16 protein-coding genes are annotated in these 20,251 nt (G+C 60.7%); 4 read left to right on the top strand and 12 right to left on the bottom strand.

Features of this window, described 5'->3' with window-relative positions; translation table 11 throughout:
• Positions 1 to 15 precede the first annotated feature (15 nt).
• Positions 16 to 1,163, bottom strand: a protein-coding gene (locus AC3A3W_RS13525) for an IS3 family transposase (protein ID WP_487443552.1) whose coding sequence is annotated in 2 segments (ribosomal slippage) — positions 16 to 890 and positions 890 to 1,163 — 1,149 coding nt in all. Because the reading frame shifts where the segments join, the coding sequence is not laid out codon by codon here.
• Between the two features lie 310 nt (positions 1,164 to 1,473).
• Between AC3A3W_RS13525 and AC3A3W_RS13520 the strand changes: the two genes are divergently transcribed.
• On the top strand, positions 1,474 to 2,043 hold the full coding sequence (locus AC3A3W_RS13520) for a recombinase family protein (protein WP_487443551.1): 570 nt from the start codon (positions 1,474 to 1,476) through the stop codon (positions 2,041 to 2,043).
• A 33-nt stretch (positions 2,044 to 2,076) separates the two neighbouring features.
• Here AC3A3W_RS13520 and AC3A3W_RS13515 read toward each other — a convergent pair whose 3' ends face one another.
• Together AC3A3W_RS13515 and AC3A3W_RS13510 are read right to left on the bottom strand one after the other, a co-directional pair.
• On the bottom strand, positions 2,077 to 4,062 hold the full coding sequence (locus AC3A3W_RS13515; protein ID WP_487443550.1) for an AAA family ATPase: 1,986 nt from the start codon (positions 4,060 to 4,062) through the stop codon (positions 2,077 to 2,079).
• A 517-nt stretch (positions 4,063 to 4,579) separates the two neighbouring features.
• Positions 4,580 to 5,623 carry an ATP-dependent DNA ligase gene (locus AC3A3W_RS13510; protein ID WP_487443549.1) on the bottom strand — a complete coding sequence of 348 codons (1,044 nt, stop codon included), beginning with the start codon at positions 5,621 to 5,623 and terminating at the stop codon, positions 4,580 to 4,582.
• 337 nt (positions 5,624 to 5,960) lie between these two features.
• Here AC3A3W_RS13510 and AC3A3W_RS13505 point away from each other — a divergent pair, with 337 nt between their 5' ends.
• Positions 5,961 to 6,605, top strand: a complete 645-nt coding sequence (locus AC3A3W_RS13505; RefSeq protein WP_487443548.1) for a hypothetical protein — start codon at positions 5,961 to 5,963, stop codon at positions 6,603 to 6,605.
• Between the two features lie 375 nt (positions 6,606 to 6,980).
• Positions 6,981 to 7,733 carry a DUF5131 family protein gene (locus AC3A3W_RS13500; protein ID WP_487443547.1) on the top strand — a complete coding sequence of 251 codons (753 nt, stop codon included), beginning with the start codon at positions 6,981 to 6,983 and terminating at the stop codon, positions 7,731 to 7,733.
• Here AC3A3W_RS13500 and tcmP read toward each other — a convergent pair.
• Positions 7,730 to 8,878 (bottom strand): three-Cys-motif partner protein TcmP, encoded by a 1,149-nt coding sequence (tcmP, locus tag AC3A3W_RS13495; protein WP_487443546.1) that lies wholly within the window; start codon positions 8,876 to 8,878, stop codon positions 7,730 to 7,732. The genes AC3A3W_RS13500 and tcmP overlap by 4 nt on opposite strands.
• A gap of 277 nt (positions 8,879 to 9,155) precedes the next feature.
• Here tcmP and AC3A3W_RS13490 point away from each other — a divergent pair, with 277 nt between their 5' ends.
• Positions 9,156 to 9,716 carry a hypothetical protein gene (locus AC3A3W_RS13490; RefSeq protein WP_487443545.1) on the top strand — a complete coding sequence of 187 codons (561 nt, stop codon included), beginning with the start codon at positions 9,156 to 9,158 and terminating at the stop codon, positions 9,714 to 9,716.
• A 171-nt stretch (positions 9,717 to 9,887) separates the two neighbouring features.
• On the opposite strand, the gene AC3A3W_RS13485 is transcribed toward AC3A3W_RS13490, so the two are convergent.
• The 8 genes from AC3A3W_RS13485 to AC3A3W_RS13450 form a co-directional block, all read right to left on the bottom strand.
• Positions 9,888 to 10,325, bottom strand: a complete 438-nt coding sequence (locus AC3A3W_RS13485; protein WP_487443544.1) for a L,D-transpeptidase — start codon at positions 10,323 to 10,325, stop codon at positions 9,888 to 9,890.
• Positions 10,326 to 10,842: 517 nt separating this feature from the next.
• Complete coding sequence (locus AC3A3W_RS13480; RefSeq protein WP_487443543.1) at positions 10,843 to 11,769, bottom strand: hypothetical protein; 927 nt, start codon at positions 11,767 to 11,769, stop codon at positions 10,843 to 10,845.
• Positions 11,770 to 12,078: 309 nt separating this feature from the next.
• Positions 12,079 to 12,375: a thioredoxin family protein gene (locus AC3A3W_RS13475; protein ID WP_487443542.1), complete on the bottom strand. Its 297-nt coding sequence runs from the start codon at positions 12,373 to 12,375 to the stop codon at positions 12,079 to 12,081.
• A gap of 85 nt (positions 12,376 to 12,460) precedes the next feature.
• Complete coding sequence (locus tag AC3A3W_RS13470) at positions 12,461 to 13,006, bottom strand: hypothetical protein (protein ID WP_487443541.1); 546 nt, start codon at positions 13,004 to 13,006, stop codon at positions 12,461 to 12,463.
• Positions 13,007 to 13,111: 105 nt separating this feature from the next.
• A complete protein-coding gene (locus AC3A3W_RS13465) occupies positions 13,112 to 13,465 on the bottom strand; it encodes a hypothetical protein (protein ID WP_487443540.1) in 354 nt (117 codons plus the stop codon).
• 43 nt (positions 13,466 to 13,508) lie between these two features.
• Positions 13,509 to 14,366, bottom strand: coding sequence for a competence protein CoiA family protein (locus AC3A3W_RS13460; RefSeq protein ID WP_487443539.1), 858 nt, complete (start codon positions 14,364 to 14,366; stop codon positions 13,509 to 13,511).
• Positions 14,367 to 14,748: 382 nt separating this feature from the next.
• The gene (locus AC3A3W_RS13455; protein WP_487443538.1) at positions 14,749 to 16,422 is read right to left on the bottom strand and encodes a DNA polymerase; all 1,674 of its coding nucleotides are present in this window, start codon (positions 16,420 to 16,422) and stop codon (positions 14,749 to 14,751) included.
• 146 nt (positions 16,423 to 16,568) lie between these two features.
• Positions 16,569 to 19,943, bottom strand: coding sequence for a DNA primase family protein (locus AC3A3W_RS13450; RefSeq protein WP_487443537.1), 3,375 nt, complete (start codon positions 19,941 to 19,943; stop codon positions 16,569 to 16,571).
• Between the last annotated feature and the right edge of the window lie 308 nt (positions 19,944 to 20,251).

The raw sequence follows: 20,251 nt of genomic DNA, 5'->3' as shown, positions 1-20,251 counted from the left end.
TTAGCAGTCCAGCGTCTATGCGATAGCTAATTGGTTTTCTTGCGTCCAGTTTTCCCAGTAGCGTTTCGGCGTCATGCCGTCCAGGGATCCGTGGGGCCGTTCATGATTGTAGATAGCTTTCCATTCCTCGGCCAAATACTTCGCTTCGGCCATGGTGTCCATGATTTCTCCCGAGAGTTGTTCCCTTCTGAATTGGGCGTTGAAGGATTCGATGAAGCCGTTCTGCCAGGGTGATCCCGGGTCGATGAACGCGGTGTCGACCCCGGCGGTGTTGCACCACTCGATCAGTGCCGCGGCAGTGAACTCCGGCCCATGGTCACACCGGACGTAGGCAGGTGCGGTACCGGTTTCGGCGATGATGTTCTCCAGCACCGCGACCACGTCCGATGCTTTGAACGACCGGCGCGGGATGATCGCCAACGCCGTGCGGGTGTACTCGTCGATGACGTTGAAGAACCGGATGTGCCGCCCGCAGGAGGTCACATCGGACTGGAAGTCGAAGCTGACAACATGCATCGGGTACTCGGCCGTGAGGCGTTTCTGCTCCCCGGCGCCGGGCCCGGTGCGACGCTTCTTCCGGGCCTTTGGTTTACAGACCAGGCCTTCGTCGCGCCAGAGCCGGCGCACCCGCTTCCTATTCAGCGGCACCCCGTCCCACGCCGGCTGCGCCAGCAGATGCCAGCGCGCCTTTCGCCAGCCCCACGCCGGGTGCTTTACCGCGATGGCACGCAGCTCCGAGCGGAGCTGCGCCTCTTCGAAGCCCATGTCGGGCTTCTTCTTGCGGAACGCGGACCGGTTCTGGCCCAGAAGCGCGCACGCGAAGCGTTCGGACGCCCCGGACCTCTCCACCGCCATGCGCACGGCACGGCGGCGGGGTTCGGGGCTCAGAATTTTCCCTTGGCCACCTCGTTCAGGATGTCGATGGCCAGTTCCTTCTCGGCCAACAGGCGCTTGAGCCGGGCGTTCTCCTTCTCCAGCTCCTTGGTCCGTTTGGACGCTTCGGCGTTCTTCTCGGACCCGTACTGGTTCAGCCAGCGGTACCAGGTCGCCTCCGTGATCTGGAGCTCCTTGATCACCTCGACCATCGGGCGGCCCTCGTTGAGCATCTTCTGGCCCTGACGGACCTTGGCGATGACCTGCTCCGGGGTGTGTCTGCGTGCCATGATTCGTGAATTTCCTCCTGTGTCCATTCTCGGACACGAAACTCACACAAACACTGGACTTCTACGTGGGGACCCAACCATAAGCCTTTCACATGCCGAGGTGGGCGTAGGCAGGCACCTCCGATTGACTCTCAAAATGACGGTCGTTTCTAAGAGGTCTCAGACTCGTCCAATCAAGCATCTTCTTAAACTGTCACAACCCCCTCATAAACTAACTGGCAGAGGGGGCCGAGTTCTGAGAACCTTCCGCTCAAAAGTCCTACGAGATTGAGATTCAAAGCCACGCCGCCTACGAAACGAAGGATTTGAAATGGCTCTCATCGGCTATGCACGGGTTTCAACCGCAGACCAGTCCCTCACCGCCCAGGAAGACCAATTGGTCGGTGCAGGCTGCACGGTCATCTACGCAGACGTCATGACCGGAACGAAGGCATCGCGCCCTGAGTGGGATGCATGCCGCAAAGCCCTCCGGGAAGGCGACAGCCTTGTCATCACGAAGCTCGACCGTGCAGGGCGATCGCTGCGCCACCTGCTTGAAATCTCGGACGAGTTGAACAGCAAAGGAGTCACACTCAAAGTGCTAGATCAGGCTCTTGACTCATCCACGGCGGCTGGCTTGCTCCAATTGCAGATGCTGGGGGCGGTGGCTGAATTCGAACGGTCACTCATTAGTGACAGAACCAGGGCCGCGTTGGCTGGACGGCCCCGAGGAAGGAACGGTGGGCGGCCTAAAGCACTTTCGCCGAAAGGTATGGAACGAGCACAGGCCCTTTACGACGCACGCGAGATGACGGTGAAGGAGATTGCCGGGGCGGTTGGCGTGTCGGAAGCCACGCTCTACAGGTCCCTCAAGACCAAGGGAATCCAAGCCAGGCCTTAGTGTGCACATGACAGCGCATGAGTCGAGTGTGATCTAGTCAATCGCGACGTCGAGGTCGTCGATTGCACCCAAGTATCCTAACTGGCAGATCAATCTGCCCAGCTCGGCAAAGTCGTCGGGGACGGTGACAATGGCTTTCGCGGCTTCGCCAACGGCAGCGACGTTGATTTTGGCTCTATACTCTCGTCGTACGAAGTCCTTAAAGGATTCCCCGCTTCGCTTTCTGACTCGGAACGCTGATTTGTAACTTTGCCAATCCGCGTCCTCTAAATTGAAGTGTTGCGGTGATAAATAATCAAGGATGTCCGGCTGCTGGAGCCCGAAGGGTGTAATTCGGCTCAACCTCCCAACTCGGATTGCCCGCTTGCCAAGCTCAGCCAGCGCCCGTTCTTCCTTGGTGGCCGATCGAGATTCCAGCTCCGCCAGAGTTCGCTCAGCTAATTTGCTATCTCCAGCGCGAAAGGCATCAACGGCCCGTTGCCAAATCGGGAGTACACGCGCTTGAACGACGTTGTCCACCACAACGACAATCGGGGAATCGAGGGCATCAAACAAAAACTGCATGTCGGGAAGGGCGGCTGCATTGTCTGTCCCGCGCATGACGAAGACCTTGGCGCCCGACGTGAATATCTCCTGTGACAGGCACTCCTCCAAGACAATCTGATCGTGAGTACCCTCTACGATTACAGCAACACGAGTCATTGAGAGAATGTCGCTGGGAGTGAGGCCGAGCCGCTTGGAATCTTCGTCGAGTCTCAGCTGACTGACACCGAATTCCAGTGCAGAAATCGTGGTTTTTCCAAATCCAGTCAACGCTGCGTGCAATAGGTTCGCGCCGTGCCGGGGGTCCAGAAACGCCGGAGAGTGGGTTGCACCCACAATTGCGAGATCATCAAATTCGGCCACCAGTCTGTGTAGGCCCATCGATATTCGGGATTCTAGCTGCCTGTGCAAACCCTGCTCCGGTTCGTCAACGATGACCACGCGAGGCATGCCCTGATCTGACTTGCTGAGGAACAGGCTCAAAGCGAACCGAACCCATTTTTGCTCACTGAACGAGAGGTCATCCAACGAAATCTTGTTTGATCCGCCGTGATAAGGGACAGCAACCCATCTTGGGGGTTGTCCAGCAAACCAGTCAGAGGGGCTGCCGGGGTCAAAACGTAACCGGAAGGGAAAGTCAGCCAGGATGCTCAAAATCCTGTTAGTTTCGGACTCGGCCACCGCCACGGACTTTAGGACGCTGTCCGCCAGTACTATCTCAGTTCCGGCCGAGGCCTCGACGATCGGTGTTCGCCAGGGAGTTTTGGAAATACGCGACAGTGTGCGCTGCTGGATCACGTCCACTTGCAACGAGTTGACGAAAACTTGGACCGGACCTCGTGCAATTGATCCAATGCCTACCAAGGGCACCGGGAAATGAGCCGGCCAGGCGTCCAGCGGTGAGGAGTTCGTGGGAACGTAATTTGGTGCCGCCGTTGCCGGGTCGCGAATAACATCAAACGGTTCGCAGTACCACTCCTCCGCCTGCGCCAAGCGAAAGGGGCGATTAGCAGCAGACAAGGACTCCCAGTCTGGCTCTGTGCCTTCCACAATTGCGCGATTAATGTTGCTGTGCAAGGCACCATGCTGGGCGAGCATGCGCAAATCCTCCTCCCCAAGGATTGCCGACAAATAGACGGTCCATTGTGCGTCAGCGGGCGTCCCGGAGGGCACGAGCGAAAGGTGGAACCCCTGGCTCGTTTTGAGTTCGGGGTAATCGATCAGCTCGAGGGCATCCTCTAATTCGAGGTCCTCCCACAAATTGACCCTTCCCAGCAGAGCCGATTGGAACTCTTCACGATGTTTGTCATCCGCTTGGAGCTCTCTGGCAACGTCGAGCATTTCATAGAGTGCCGCCACGAAACTGTTGTCGCCACTGGTTGGGCGGACTTCGATCGATGCGTGGATCAGCGGCCGAGGCCTCGACTTGTTCTTAGGCTGACCGACTCCCCTAAACGCCTTGGTGAGTTCGTCCAAGAGCCGAGTCTTGCCCGTGCCATTCTTGCCGTACAACATTGTGGATCCCGACCGAACATCAATGTGGACCCCGGACAGTGGTTCCGGCCCGAATATTGAAGCGCCAATGATTTCGTAACCCTGAGCCTCAAGAGGCATGCGTTCTCCCCAATGTATAGTGCCGGATTCGCGCATTGCTGCTTGCTCCGAGCGCGAATGGCTCAATCGTAGCCTTTAGCATGCGGAACTGAGCCGACCGGGCAAACGACTGGACCAACAACCTTTGGGTCCAGGGCGACTTGCAATGGGACCGGATTGGTGACCGCTCTGTGTGCCTTCGTCGCCATCGCTCTGCGACCCCCCCCCACGGAACGGACGACAGCGCCGGAACAACGACTCGACGAAGCCCGGAAACACCAATGGCTGGGCGAGGTCAGCGCGCTTGAGGAAAGCCTCGTGCACCCGCGCCATCGACGTGACGAAGCGCAGCAGCTGGCCACGGCCCACTCACCGATGCCCGGGTAAACGGGGGGGCCTGTCAGAGACGCTGCTCCTTGTCATCGGCAGCGAGCCTGGCGGGGACTTCGAGCTCCAGCGGGTCGAGTTCCGGACGGGCCCTGCGGAAGCGCAGCGAATGTCTAAAAGACTGACCTGACCAGGCGGCGTCGGCCTGGACTTCAACTACGATGGGATCAACGAGCGTCAGTTCAACAGGCGAGGCGTCCCGGTTGAAACGGTCGAGGGCGGTTCCTTTAACCGTAGACGGCCATGGGTGGGGTCCGACCGCGGGCCGGAGCCAACTGGCAAGCATCCGGCTGTCTGCAGGTTTCAAGGGTGAGCTCCGCCCCACTATGCGCAGCTCACCACGCAGCGGCAGCCCCGCCACGATCTCGGTCGGCCGGTGCACAGGTCCGATGACGGCCCCGCACACGACGTCCAGTTCCGAAACATGCTTGGCCTTAAGCCAGATCCTCTTCCCACCGGCATAGGGCTGGATACTGCTCTTGGCGACCAGTCCTTCCATCCGAACGTCAGCCAGACCTTCAAACCACTGCCTGGCCAGCACCCGATCAGTCGTTTGAGGGGACACCGAGAGCGGGGGAGCCCAGACAGTTGCCAACTCCTCCAGCAGCGCCCGCCGATCCACCAGGGGTAAGCCCCTCGCGTCCTGGCCGGCAACAGCCAGGACGTCGAAGCCCACAAAAGTCGCCGGTAACTCGAGGACCATCGACCGCAGTCGTTCCTTGCCGGCTGACAACCTCCCCTGCAGGGCCTCGAAGTTCAATCTGTCTTCTGACCACACCACCGCCTCGCCGTCGACAATGCAACCGGCCGGAATCATGGACAGTGCCGCCCCGACCAGCTCCGGGAAGTACCGGGTCAGGTCCTTACCCTGGCGCGACCACAGGCTGACCTGATCCCGATCCCGAAAAATCAGGACACGATAACCATCAAACTTGGGCTCGAACAGCATTTGACCCGGCAAGGCGGACGCCGGCGGAATGCCCTTCACACGCTTTGCCAGCGCGACCTCCAGCGGTGGGCGGAGCGCCGGGGGAATCGTCTCACCGGACTGCGACATGCCCTCAGAATAGGCCCCTTTAGGATGCAGGAATCTAGTCCAACCGGTGGCCCCGCGGCACCCTGCATGGTGGCACGTAGCCCGGGCTAACTCGTTGTCGTCCGCGTGTCGAAGCAAGCCTCCATCCGGAGAAGAAGCAGTCAGCCCATGGTCGCGCGGCTTTAGGCCGGCTTCGTGGCGACAGCTGAGATCCTGGACCCACCGTGCCTCATCGATCCCAGACAGTTTCTCAGGCGGCAAAACGAGCTTCTTGCCGGTGCAGCTCCTGCATGTTCGCTGGCTTATTATCGGAGACAGATTCGACGCAGGGTCGAACTAAGTTGGACAGCGAGATGTAATGGAATGTGCCGGGCAGGAAAATAAGCAGGCGGCGGAAACGACCGAGTCGAAAGCCTACGACGAGCTGCGCACGGCGGTCTTGGTCGTCGGTAACATTTTCGGCACCGAGCCGCGCTGCGCAGATGCGGCAGCACTGCTGTGTGAAATCGGCCGACACCTTGGCTACACGCTTACGGTAAGGCCCGTGTCGCTCATGGCGCAAAGCTATTCGCCGCCCGCGGCGATACTGATGGGGCCAAAGGCTGCAGCATCTGTCTCGGGGTCCTCGCTTGCAAAGGCGCAAACCAAACTCCCTAACGGGGAGAATACGGGCCACGTTGTTGTGACATGTGAAGAGCCGATGCTGCTGATGGACGCCAATCTGCCTCAGTTGGCCCTGGCCAATATTGACGCTCCTGTCCTCCTATCCAAGGTCAGCAGCACGCATCCGGACAATGACGAATGGCATTTTAGGCCGACGACGGATCTCGAAGTCCTCTATATCCTCGACGAAGGCGCGAGAGGTCTAATTGAGCGTTTCGATGAAGCTATGGCCAGTAACACCTCGCACGCACGACATATCGCGAAGCTGATCCAAGACGGGACGCCGTGGATGGAAATCCTGGGTGAGCTCCACGAGCTTTCAAAACGCGAGAGAGCCTAGACGGCCTGCAGGCAAGGCATCTCAGGGCAGGCAAGGTTGATCCAACTTGCGCACCGCCGGGTCTGATTTGCTCTTCTGCGAGTGACACTCGCGTGGTTGCACCACTTCCCCAACCCAATCCTCGCTAGCAAGAAAACAAGCAAGCAACTACTGCTCCTGAGGCTATCGGAAATAATGCTTTCCTTAAGTGCATCGTGCGGCATAGACCATGACGGCTACGCTGCGATGGCGTGGCCAACCTCGTGGCTTGGCTGACAGTGTCCCGTCGTCCGACGCGCCACGGCCAGCGCATGCGAGCGAATCGCGTCGCCGCGCCCGTCGACTTGCTAGCGTAGTCGCGTATCGAACGAATGTTCGACGGGAAGTAAGGGCATCGTGGGGACACAGAGCACCATTGAATGGACCGAGGCAACTTGGAACCCCGTCACCGGCTGCGACAAGGTCGCAGCCGGATGTGACAACTGCTATGCACTGGCCTTAGCAAAGCGGCTCAAAGCAATGGGGGCGGGCAAGTATCAAAATGACGGAGATCACCGGACCTCTGGTCCGGGCTTTGGCGTCACCCTTCATCCGACTGTGCTGAAGCAGCCTTACCTATGGCACAAGCCAAAGGTCATCTTCGTGAACTCTATGAGCGACCTCTTCCACGCCAAAGTCCCGCTCTCTTATGTCCGCGACATCTTTGATGTCATAAGGGAAACCCCGCAGCACACATATCAAGCGCTAACAAAACGGGCTCACCGTATGGGGCGGCTGGCGGACAAGCTGGATTGGCCGCACAACCTATGGATGGGGGTTTCCGTTGAGGAACGAGACGTCGTCGATAGAATTGATAGCCTGCGGTCTGTCCCCGCCGCCGTTCGCTTTCTATCTTGTGAACCACTCCTCAGTAGTCTGCCTGGACTGAATCTGGACGGCATCAACTGGGTGATAGTAGGCGGCGAGTCTGGCCCTCAGGCCCGCCCGATGGAGCCAGCGTGGGTCCTCGATATTCGCGACCAATGTCAGGAAGCCGGAGTGCCCTTCTTCTTCAAGCAATGGGGAGGTCGAACCCCAAAAGCAAAGGGACGCGAACTCGACGGACGAACCTGGGACGAAATGCCGGGGACAGCCTTCAGCCGCGGCTAGGCCGCCTTACGAATGACGTGCTGGTGGGGCTTGCTGCCTTTGGTCACAAAGTCCACCTTGCCCGCCTTCACCAGATGTCTCAAGGCTGCTGTGAATGCTGTCTCTTTTGCCTCACCGTAGACATCACCGAAGATTTCATGGGTGAAACATACGACAGCCTTTTCCTGGCCATCCTCCACAAGAGCGCATATGTTGCCCGCGATTGTTGCCGTTGCCTTCTCATGCTCTCGGTTAATTTGGTGTTCCACGGAGTCAAAAAGCATACCCGCTACAGCATCCTGGTCCGGGCCCAATGCCCTCAACCATTTTTCCCGGGCCTTCGCCGCCGCAACTCCAAATACCCAAAGTCCATGAGGATCGGCGGTCAGGAAAATGAGAAAATACACAGGCTGATGGTGTACCTGCCGCCGGACCGGCGAGACAACTGAACGAAAAACCGTGCCTACAGTGAGGCGCTTCGCATACTCCAGTGCGACGGCTTCGGCCGCAGCCTCCCAACTCCTTGAACCAGACTCAAGGTGTGCCTGCAGTGCCACGTCCCGCCACCACTCACCACCGCAGACCTTGTCCGCCTGAGCCACACCTCCGAGATCGAGTTGTCCTTTCTTGTACTGGCCGCCCGCGCGGCGGATGAGGTCGGCATTGAAGTTAATCAGGACCTCAGTTCGGGGCCAGGTGCCGCGCTTTCGCAGCGCTGGCGCCAAGGTATCGAAAGGCAGGATCGCGCCACAGGGATCAAGGAACAGGAAGAGGCTGGCACCGGCTGACAAGCCGAAGGCCTCGTCCAGATGACCCGCACACTCACCATGCCGGGTCGCCACGCGGATACCACGTTGACGATATTCGGCAGCGACGCCATCGAGCTTCAGGAAGTCGGACTTGTTCTTCTCGACCAGAAAGATGTCGATGCGCGTGGTCGCCTTAGCCTTTTGCGCAGCCAACATCATATGCTCCCCCGACGCGGCCTCTCCTGTGTCGAACCGGCCCCGCCCTGCGAAGCCGTCGAAGAGAACCGATCGCTTTGACGGGAGGGCGCTGGCCGTCATCGTTGCGTATCGGACAACATACTGTTCGAGTATTCCGTGTTTGTAGACAGACTGAGGCCTGGGGCCTTCCAGCAGCCCTGCTTCCGTCCCTACAGCCATGCGCGCCCCCTACCTCCGCGCGGTAGAGGAGCACCGCGCCGCCAGCATCTCCGACTAAGAACTATCGCATAGCCGACGCGGGAGGCGTGCGACACGCTGGCACCCTCGTGAGTGCTATATAGCCGCTCAAGGCTTCGGACCGTGCACAGACCGGCCCTGCCCACAGGAACGATCTTCAATCCATAGATGGTGTCCCGGCATTGACAAGTATAGTGACCGGCGACGATAGTTCCATCAGCCGGGATCGCAAGGTATCCCGCGAATAAGGGGGCTCGTCATGTTGCACATCACCATCGGACCATGGAAAGCGGCGGATCCGGAAGACGGCCTGCACCGGTCGCATGTGGGCTACCGTTCCGAAATGAGCCAACAGGAAATGTACGAAGCTAACCATGGCGAATGGGCCATCGGCACAAAGCGCCACAGCACCGAACGTTTCGCGCTGTTCTCATTCGCCGGCGTGGTCGTCCAGGCCATTGAGATCCTCGACTTTGAACGGACTCGCAAGTTCGAGAAGCACGAGAGGCGCGACGACAAGTACACAATGAATGGCACGATCCTGGCCGATGGGCACCCTGTGTTCGACAAATACGTCAACAAGCCCAGCCCGAAAGATGTCACGCCCGGAAGGAACCCTGTCCGCTACTTCTGGGATCCCGAGTTCGACAACACCACAGGCAGGTCCTGCAGGTGCGGCTGCGGAGAAAACACCAACGCCGGCGATTTCATCCCCGGCCACGACCAGAAGGCCATCCACGAACGGATCGCGAGGATCGGGACAGTTACAGAATTCTTGGACTGGATGGATGTGGTCCGCCCGGCGACGCTTAGCCGGTAACCCACTGATGCCGGTCTGCGATGGGCCGGGCCGGAAGGATGTGGTAGGTGGCTTTCCATCAAAGCCGTGACGTCGGCGGCGTCCGGGATGAATTGTATGGCAGCCCTATTTCTTGTCCGGCAAGGGCTTCGAGGTGAGGACGATGCGGAAACCCCTTCCGCCGAATGCCCACTACCCCCGGACTGTGACGGGCGTACCGTCCGGGACAAGGGCCAGCAACCGAGGGATGTCACCTTCGTTGGCAATCACGCAGCCGGGGGTTGCGTTGGTGTAACCGGAGATGCTCCGGCAATCATCGGAGAATGCGTGAATCGCCTGGACTGCGGTGTCCTGGCCGAAGTATCCGTCAGTCTTTTCACTTTGCGCTGAGAGAATCAACATCGGCTGCGCCGAGCACCGCTGGGAGAGGGACGTCGAATAGCGTCCCATCACGAAGGACCGGCCGCGGGCGGTGTCATCTCCCCCGCTGATTGACACCGGGTACACTTCCAAGAGTTTCCCCGCTTCAGCCACTGTGATCGTCTTAGCGGCCAAGTCCACGTCGACGGTGATGGTCGAAACCCTGGTGAGGACCTCCGAGGTCCGCACCCAGCCGGTGGCCCCGTTCACGGGGGCTCCGGTACTAGGCAGGTTGCGGCGGGCCGGTAGGAGCACCTGCAGCCACGGGCCGTTTGTGGGTCCGACTACCGGCATCCAGGTCCGGTCTGAGCCGTCAGAGTCGACAACACGGGCGGGGAGACGACCGAAGGCGATGCCCTCAGGCGCAGCGTGCACGGCCAGCCCGTCAGCTCCTGGCGCTGCCAGAAGGCGGCTGTAGGGAATACCTGTATCGCCTGGAGCTGACGGGATGAACACCTCAGTGGTTATCCACGGCAATGATCCGGTGGTTGGTACCCCTGCCGCTGAGGACTCCTGAGATGACGTGCGTGCGGCCGTCGGAAATGCGTCAGGGACTGGAGTTGGAGCAGGCCTCCCCAGTTGTCGGGTGACCACTGTGGCCTGCTGAACGGCTCTGTGGGGAGACGCAGCAGGCACAACCGCCACCGCCGGCCCCATGAAGAGCACGACGGCCATGATGCCAGCAGTGGCAAGCCTTCGGGCGATGCCGATGTTCATTGCTCAGTTCCTACCGACCGTTGTTCTTCACGCGGAGCCCGCGAGTCCTGAGGAATATTGGGGCGCCGGCGAGGAGGACCCCTGCGGTCGTGCCGAATGCCAGGGCCGTGCCGTCAACCTCATTGGCAGCGACTGCCGCCTGGGGCTGGGGGCGGGAGGGAATGGGGACGTCCGTGACCGGGGCGGCCTCCGGTATGGGAGCAGCAGGTAGCTCCTGGACGGGCACGTCCGCGACAGGCTCCAGGACAGGCAACGGCGCGGGCACCTCGGCCGGCGCAGGCTTGATCGGGCGCACGTTCCCGCTGGGGGCACCGATGGCGATGCGGCCAAAAAAACCGCCACTTTGCTTGCCGACGACTTCGATCGTTGCGCCGCCCGGACCCGAGACGTCCATGAACGTGTCGGAGGTCCCTTCAGCAGAGGCGTACCGGCTCGGGTAGTGCTGCCCGTTTACAGTGATGATCAGCTCTTCGCCTGGGTACCAGCCGTGGAGCTGTCCGTCCTGCCCAGCGCTGACGACCGCCTGAGCCTGCTGCACTTGAAAGGCCTCGGTTTCGTACTGGGAGGTGGCGCCGATGGCGCTAAACATTACTGCCCCGCTCCGATTGAAGTCCGGCACAGCCCAGTCAATGTGGAAGGCGCCGTCGGGAGCGGCCACAACCGACAGGTTGTACCTTCCGCCTCGGTCCACGACGCTGATCCGCTCTCCCGCCTCGAAGCCGGAACCGTCGATCGAAACAGGCGTTCCTACCGTGTACGGCTCGGTCTGAGTGATGGTGAAAGCAGGGCGCCGGCAGGTGTTGTCATTGAGGATGCCGTTCAACTGAACGGGCCACGTGCAGCTCGATGCAGCCTGGGCCGGCGATACACCAGTGGACAATACGGTTGCGAGGAGCAAACCTGCTCCGGCGGTCTTAATCATGGTGCTAGCGTCCATGCGGTGGATCTCCTTTGTCGGGTGGATTGGAGGTGTGGAGCTTGGTGAGTTCGGGCAGATCGGTATTTGTGGACCAGCACCCGCCGCTCCTCTTACGGGACCCGAAACAGCTAGGAACGTGGAGAATTCGGGGTAAGGCTGTTTACCAGGGCAAAATCCCCTTCGACACGAGCAGTCCGCATCGCGGTCCACGGTCTGGGAACTGCCGACGCGGAGTGCCAAGCGCTGACTAAGACGGAGGCTAACCCTTCCCGCAGGTCGTTGCGGGATGCGCGGGACCTAGGACATCCGACCCGGCCGGACATGGCTTTAGGCGGCCAGTCCGTGCGCCTCGTCAGTGACGCGCTCAACTAGGGGGTCATCCTTGAGCTCGTCGATCCTGCCTGGGTTGTACCCGGAAAAGCTGTCGATGATAACGCCGTTCTGGTAAACGACAACCACGGGCGCCTGGGTGTACCCAAGGCGCCTGCAGAATTCGCGGTTCTGGTCCTCGGTGCCGTCCAGTTTGGTGACAAGGAGATCGGTCTTGGCGATGGTGCGCTCGGTGGCGTCGCACTGGACGCAGCCTTTGGCCTTGCTGTAGATGAGTACAGATTTAGCTGACACGGCATCTTCTTTCTTTGATGGATGAGGAGAACTAACGCAGATTCTCTGTAGGCGAGGGCTTTGAACACCGCTGGCTCCGTCATATTTACGACGGCATCATTGCGAGCCTCAGCTGTTTGTGAAGATCCTCGCTGAAGCCGGCCCGACCGATGACGTTTTCAAGCACCCTCAGGTAGCGGGCGCGAGCGTTCGCCTCAGTAAATACAGGGTGGATGATCGTGCCGTCAGCCTTGCGACCAACGGGGACACCACGGTCGGGGGCGAGGGGCCACCCCAGATCCGTGTAGCCCGTCGCGTGCATCTCAGCAACGATGAGGGATTCGATGTCGGTCATGATGGCCAAGACGCGCGGCAGTCCGGTATCCATCAAGGCTGCCGCGAAGTCGTCGACCGTGAACCTCATATCCGTGTAAAAGAGGAATTCGGCCGTGGCCCTGTTGTCTTCTTCCCCCTCGTTCTCTATAAGAGTGTGGGCCAGTGAGACGATGCGGCGGGTGATACCGTCAGTCGAAACGTCGTCGGTGGTCCACTCCGAGCAGATGATGTCTGAGTCCAGTTGGACCGTTCGGATGTCGTTCCGAATGGCTTCGCTTTCGGCCTTGCTGAGCGTGTACTGGGCAGCCTTGGTCAATGTATTCCGATCAGTGAGTGGTTTTGCTTGCGGTGCGGATTCGCAACCAATAGGTTGCGTGATGTGTAGAGATACGCGAGGAAAGCCTGCAGATTCATCGGAGGGTCAGGAGTCCCATGCGGCCGTGTTTTCATCGTCGTCGGCGGGCACGAAATCGTCCGGCACGAAGCCTGCTTCAGACATACTCGGGGCGGAGACGGCTGGTCTGTGCACATCATCTTGAGCCGTTGGCTGGAGGTATCCGTACCGGTGGGCTACGCCCTCGACCAGGAAGCTCTTACCGACGCCCAGGACGTCGACGATGGAGGTCTTGCCGCTTTTCTGCGTGACGGTCACCGGACCTTCGACAATCAAAGTCTCTGGACCAAAGATGACCCATTCACGCTTGGCATTCCGCCTGTAGCGTGCGTAGGGAGCGTCGGCGATGGTCGTAGATGGTTCAGTGGTTGCAGTGCTCAAGGGTCTTCTCTTTTCTCTTCTAATGGTCGGGCCTGCGGGGGCCTTAGGCAGCCCTTGCGGCGGGCTGCCACACCGGGATGGCCTTCTTCACGCGGCGGGTCGGCACTGCGTCCAGGGCGCGGACGCCAGATTCCAGCCCGACTGGTATTTCGCGCGGACGATATTTTCCGGCGGCGAAGAGTCGGAGGGCTTCGATGCGGACGGTGTCTGCGGAGAGCTTCACGACGGCTGCGCGGCGCCCTTCGCCGTCGTGGCCGATCTCGGCACGGTCGACGATTCGAAGGGTCTCTCCGGCGCCCGCATGACGGCGGTCTCTGTAGATGACGACGGTGCAGGCATATCCGCCCGGGGTGTTCTGGCAGGCCTCGAGCAGATCAATGACCCATGAGGTGATGATGACACCGCCTGGCGCTCGGGCGATGTCCGCGGAGTTGATGATCCAGACGGTCCCGACGATGCCTGCAGCACGATGGGCAGCGTGGCGCTTGAGGACAACCTCAGGGTCAATGGCCGAGTGCTGGACCTCGATGGCAATGTTCTTTTTGGAACCGATGCGCTGGACGATGGCGTCGGCGCGGGCGCCTGGTACGGAGAATTCGTGAGCAAAGGCCTCACCCAACACGTCAAACTGGAGATAGCGGTGGAATTCGCCGGCGGGACCGCCCTTGGTGGCGCACTCCCCTGCCGTTCCGGAGGCGTGATACCAATGCGGGGCCCGGTCCACCGACTGACGGTAGAAGATCGGGGCGTCGCAGTGAATCTCCTCGCAGCGCAGATTTCCGGCCGCGGCCAGCTTGCGCGCCTGGGCGCCGTCCACCAACGCGGCAGAAGCCTTTTGGATGTCTGAGGCCCCCGGAAGGGCGACGCGGGCGGAGCGGTCGGTCGTGGTTGCGGTGAACATGAAAGCCGTCCTTTAGGTCGTCGGTGCAGAGGCAACCAAGAGGTCCGCCACGCGGATGCGATGAGCACCACGCTCACCATGTTGATGGGTGGGGACTGGGAGCTTGTTGCGGCGGAGGTCAGCGTAAATGGCCGCCATGGATCGCCCCTCCAAGGCGGCGTATTCGGACAGAGAAACCGAGGTGCGACCCTCCAGTCCCAGACAACGGAGCATCCCTTCTGCTGACGGTAGGGACGGCGCGCTGACTTTCGCCTCCGCAGTCTGCTTAGGGTTCTCACTTACCTTCATGGCGCCATTTTCCTTTTATTCCATTTGCGGATGTCCGTACTTATATTGTCCACCATTAGATGACAATGCACAATAGTGCGCAACCAGTCCCCCTCTACGCCTTCGCCCAGTGCTTACCAAGCACCTTGGGGTCACCCCAGACCTCGACGCCGTCCATCTCGACATACATCTCTTCCTGAAGAAGGGCCATGACGGACTCGACCTGTTCCGGGAAGCATTCGATGACGATTTCGTCGTGAACGGGAAGGAACGGGCGGGCACCCTCCGGCAGGCGGGCGCCGATGGCAATACAGAAGTCCTTGAACACATCGGCGGCGCTGCCCTGAATGATGTAATTGACCGCGGTGTATGGCTTGTTCTTGTCTCCGAAGAGCCTGCGGCCCGACAGTGTCTGTGGCGTGCCGCCCCACTCGACCAGCTTCTTCTGGCGCTCGATCCACTTCTTCATAGTCGGGTACGCATCCAGAATCTGACGCTTGAGCCTGCCCGCTTCTTTAACTGACATCCTCATGTCGTTGGCCAGCATCTTGTCTCCCTTGCCATACATCAAGCTCAGCAGCACCACCTTCGCCGCGGACCTGTGTCTGTCAGCCTCGAGAGTGCGCTCACCTTCCTGATTCACCCCACGGGCACCCTCACCCCACACCTTGGCCGCGATCTCGACGTAGATGTCGTTCTGACGACCGACTGCGCGGATCAATCCCAAGTCGCCAGTGGCCACGGCCAGCAGTGAAGGCTCCACGTGCGAGAGGTCGCAACCGACCAGGACCTTGCCCGGGTCCGCCATGAGGACGTGCCGCTGAGAGCGCACGAGACCGGGATTCAAGGCGTACGCTGCAGGCTGCTTCTTCGGGTCCTTGGCCGAACGCAGGTTCTGCATGGCCGGCTCGGTCACCGAACTGCGCCCCGTGATGGCCTTGGCTGTGTTGATTTTCGGGTGCACCCGGCCATTGATGTCCACCTGGTCTCGGATCTCGATGAGCTTGCTCAGAGATGCTTGGATCTCCAAAATGTCGCAGAAATAGTGCCATTCCTCCAACGACTCCTCTGGCACTATGGCCAGGACTCTTGAGGCCTGAGCCAGGGATGGCGCGCCCTTCAAGGTCCGAGGTAGTTCGACTCCGAGTCGCACGGCGAAGGCATGCACCTCCTTGCCGCCGGTAGCAGGCCTGAAGCCGAGACGGGTTGTGGCGGCGGCCACGGCACCCTCGATGTCATGAATGAGTGTTTGCAGGTCCGGCAGGTCGATCCGAATGCCCTCGTAGCCTGTCCAGCGCCACATTTGATCCACTTTGATCTCACGGAGTATGTGGCAACGCGCCCAGTCGAGCTCAGCCAGATCATCTGCCAAGCGGGCACACTCGATGGCGTCCACAGTGGCGTAAGACAGCAGCTCTGGCGTGTCCAGCCCGAGCCCCGCGACGGCCTGTGCCAGCCACTCCTTGCCCGCAGCGCGGACGGTTGCGCCGGAGTGCAGCTCCCAGGCATCTTGCAAGGCTTTCAGCGTGCTTTCGGTCTCTGGCTTGAGGTCCTTCAGGCTGTGGCTCTTGAGGCCAGGATAGGCAACGCGGGCCCCGAGCAGGGTGCAGCGCAGACTATCCAGCTTTAGGCCTAGCGTCTTGCGGATTACCCAAGCGTCGTAGTTGGCATTGTGCGCCCATACACGGCGGCCTGCGCCCTTGAATGCCTCTACGATGAACTTCCGTGCCAGCGCACGGTCGCCACCGCTGACAGACCAGCCGGACCCGTCAGAAGCCCCAACGGACACTATGTGGCACCGGAATCCGTGAAGAAAGACATTCTTGGCGTTGTCCGTCTCGGTGTCCAGGCCGAGGCGGCCCGGGTGCTGGTCCAGCCAGGCAACGAAGCCGGGGATGTCTGCGGCGCTCCGGACCAGCCGGACGTTGTACCCGCTCACAGGGAGATCTCCGAGTCGTCATCGAGCTGGCCCGGGGTGCCGACAAAGGTGTCGGTACCTGTTACCGCGAGCTCCGCGGGCTTCGCGGGCGCTGCGGTTTCGGCCACTGCTACGGCAGGCCGGAGTTGGCGGACATTGCTGTGGTTGGCGGGCTCGTTGCCTGCGACTGCGCGGAGGTTCATGCCCAGCCACCGGTATTCGCCGTTGACTTTCTGCAGCTCGATGCCGAGAGCAGCAGCGCGCTGGCCAAGGTCGGCTGAAATCTTGGACGTGGTCCAACGGAACGTCATGCCCTGTTCGGCCCTCAGCCAGTCGTTGAGTGCTTCCGTCAGGTCAGAACGCTTGATCATGTGTCCGTTGCCGAAAACGACCTCCTGGTCGAGAAAGCCCCCTATCAGGTCCTGGCTCTCGCGGTAGTGGGCCGTACCGGAGAGGACGGCTGCTGCCTTGGGAAGAACGTGGGCGCGTGCAAAGCTGCGGCGGGCACCCTCTGCCATCCAGCTGAAGATCAGGTCACCCTCGTTCCGCAGACGGGCCTCCAAAGTGCGATCACGGTCCGCCTCTGCGACATAGTTATCGAACGGAATCAGCTTGATGCGTTCCCATGTTCCAGGGTCCGAAACCCGGATGATCGGCTTGAAATTGGTCATCAGCACGGTGAGGAATCGTGGGGTGATGTCGAAAGCATGGCCGTACTTGTGCGCGCCCCGGAGCACGTCAGTTTTGGTGAGATCCTTGACGGCGGCGGAATCAAGGGGCGCGCCTTCGTTGGTCTCTGACGCTATGAGCAACCGGATTTCGTACAGGTCAGCATGCTGGTGCTCTTTTGCGCTACCAGTCAACAAGGACGCGGGGGCGAAACCCGCGTAGCTGCCGAAGAGGGCAGCAACCACGCCCCAGTAGACCGACTTGCCGTTACGGCCGGAGCCGAGGCAGAGGGCCAGAATTTCCGGGTTGAAGCCATACATCGCCAGGCCCGTAATTGACTGCATATAGTCAATCAGATCCTTGTCACCACAGAACGTTTCCTCCAGGAACTTCTCGAAAGCACTGCCACTGATTCCGGTGTAACCAGGGAGGGCGTTTCCGCCGGTCACCTGAGAGTAGGCCTCTCCGATACCGCGGGGACGAGTGACGCCGGTCTGGAGGTCGAGGACCCCGGCGGGGGTGTTCATGAGGTTTCGGGGGGTCTCCAGCTGTTCAAGGGTGCGCGCCAGTCGGGGATCTTCTGCGGCTGCGGTGAGGGCGTCCTTGATGAAGTAGGCCCTAGAGACGTCGAGGTAATCCCGCTCCAGCAGCTCGAGGACTGCAGCCCGCGGGGTGCTGGCTTTGTCCTTCGCGAAGTGTGTTCCTTTGTTGGTCAGCCACTCCTTGCTCGTAGCGTCGTACAGGTACTTGCCTTCCCGAGCAAGGCCCTCGGAAGCGTGCCGATAGCGGGAAGCGTCGTCGGATTCCAGGGAGTGTGACCGAAAGTCTGCCTCTGCCACGGACAGAGCAGTGCTCATCAGCTTCGCCAGAGGGCTCCGCTTGCGGGAGCTGAGAGCCAGGTAGTCTCCGATCGACCGGACGGATACGTCATGGCCGCTCGTCGCGGCAGCCGTGTTGTCCGACCGGGGGATGGAGATGATACGGACATCGGCACCCGCGGCTGCAAGCAGCTTTGCCAGAGTGATGAGGTCATATGCCTTCTGCCAGTGCTCCCGGCCGGCAAGATAGATCCGACGGCCCTTGACAGAAAGACCCTGCCAGAACCCGGCGAGACGAGCATGCGGCGTGGAGTTCTCCTCCGAACCAGGCTGGCGGATGGCGCGTGACCAGGAGTACGGGGAGCAGACAGCCACTGACAGGCCCTCGCGGCGGATAGAGGAGAGGACCGCGTCGGCGTGCACGCTGCCATAGTGAGCCTCGGCAGGGTGCACCCTGGGCGGCAGCGCGACGCCCGAGAATTTAGCTTCGGCCACCACGACGACCAGATCCATTGTCGGATCCTGCACGGCAGCACGCTGTTCGGGGTGAACATCCAGCAGACGGGTGCTATGGGAATCGCTGCGCTGGGTCTGCGTGGCCGCCAAGACCTTGCCCTTCGGATCAGCCTCTGTGGCGACCAGATTGTCGAGGCGCAGCTCAGCAGCAGCCCTGCCGGAAAGTGGGTGGATGGGGATGAGGAGCGCATCTGTGCTGGCCGTCATCTTGTAGCGTTTGGCCAATTCGCCTTGCGCAAGAGACTTATACCCACGCCCCACGGCGACATCGGCGGAAACGCCGCGTTGCGCCAGATAGGCCTGGTGCTTTTTAGACAGGCCTGAGGGCCAGCTGGCGGACGCGGATCGGGCCAGGTCCCCGAGCTCCTTGTGGGTGGGCGCGTCATCGGAGCCGAAGCGTGAGAAGAGTGGAAGCAGACCTTCCGGAGCTTCGAGGAAGCGGTCGGCGAGTCGGGTCGCCAAGCTCAAGTCGTTCTTGCAGAGCAGTGCCGCAAGCAGACCGAAAGTTGTATAGCCCGCCTTATAGGTCAGCCCATAGTGGTCCGCGGTCGTTGTGGACCAGATGTAGATTTTCGGCAGGTCCGCGTCTGCCTTGTAGAACTGGCCGTTGACGTGGGATGCGGTGGAGGCCAGGTTTGCCGTCCACTCCTCTTTCTTCGCGTCGGAGCCAACCTCGGCCCAGCCCAGCACGCGCAAGACCTTGCGGACGTCCAGCCCGAGGGACAGGAGCGTGCCCGGACGCGTGTCATCTTCGAGAGGGATCTTAAGACCCGCGCGGGTGCAATCGACCATGGGCAACAGTGCGTCCAGCTTGTCCAGCGTGACGGGGGCCGCCGGATCAGTTGAAATGACGTAAACCGGCTTCGGGTTGGCGTGGTCCTTCTTGTGGACCGAACCCGCCGGACGGAGGATGCGGGCGGCGTCCGACGTCACCTGATGGTCGACGCTGTGACCATGGGCGGCGAATTCGGCCCGGATCCATTCCGCGGCGCGGGCGAGCAGCTCTTTCTGGTTCGGCAGCAGCAAAGGGGTATCAATGTGGATGTAGACGTGCAGGCCATCACCGGAACCAACAACCAGGTGGAGGGGGAGACCGGCGAGCTTGAAGACCTGCATAGTCACCGCCAGAAGGGCGCTTTGAGAAGCAGGAGTGCCTTCTTTGCCGGCGTCCAAGTCGAATTGCAGGACTTGAGTTGCGCAGAGGGTGGCGGCCGTGCCCTGCGAGCCGTAGGTTGTTGAAACCTCCCTGTGAGGCGTCACGCTCATATACACGTCGTCGTACCCATCGGACGCGAGGACCGCATCAGCGAAGGCCCCTGGCCCGCAGTTCAGCGGCAGCCAGAGTGTCTCGGCCGGCTTGGTGTCCTTCGGGTTCCGATTGACGTGCATGCTTCGCTTTATGGCGATGAAGGCCGGCTCAAGACGAGGCGTGCGTGTGTACAGCTCCTTGTAAAAACGAGCTGCTTCGGCATGCCGTTCCGTGCTGGTGGGGAGAGCCTCGTGCGTCAAGATGGGCCTTTCGTAAGCGCTGGATCTATTGCGCAATGTCGTCTATTTGCTTACATTGTTTACACTAGACCCATTGCGCAGTGTTGTCCACATGTAGGCGACAACACTCAAAATGCGTCTTTGGAAGGGCCTTTGGCAACGCGTCGGGCTTCATTTCCTCGGCGTCTGAGATCCATGTGTGCGGCACT

This window comes from Arthrobacter sp. Soil_N43 (assembly GCF_057655195.1).
The sequence above is the reverse complement of the archived record's forward strand: the minus strand, read 5'-3'. Positions and strand labels throughout refer to the sequence as shown.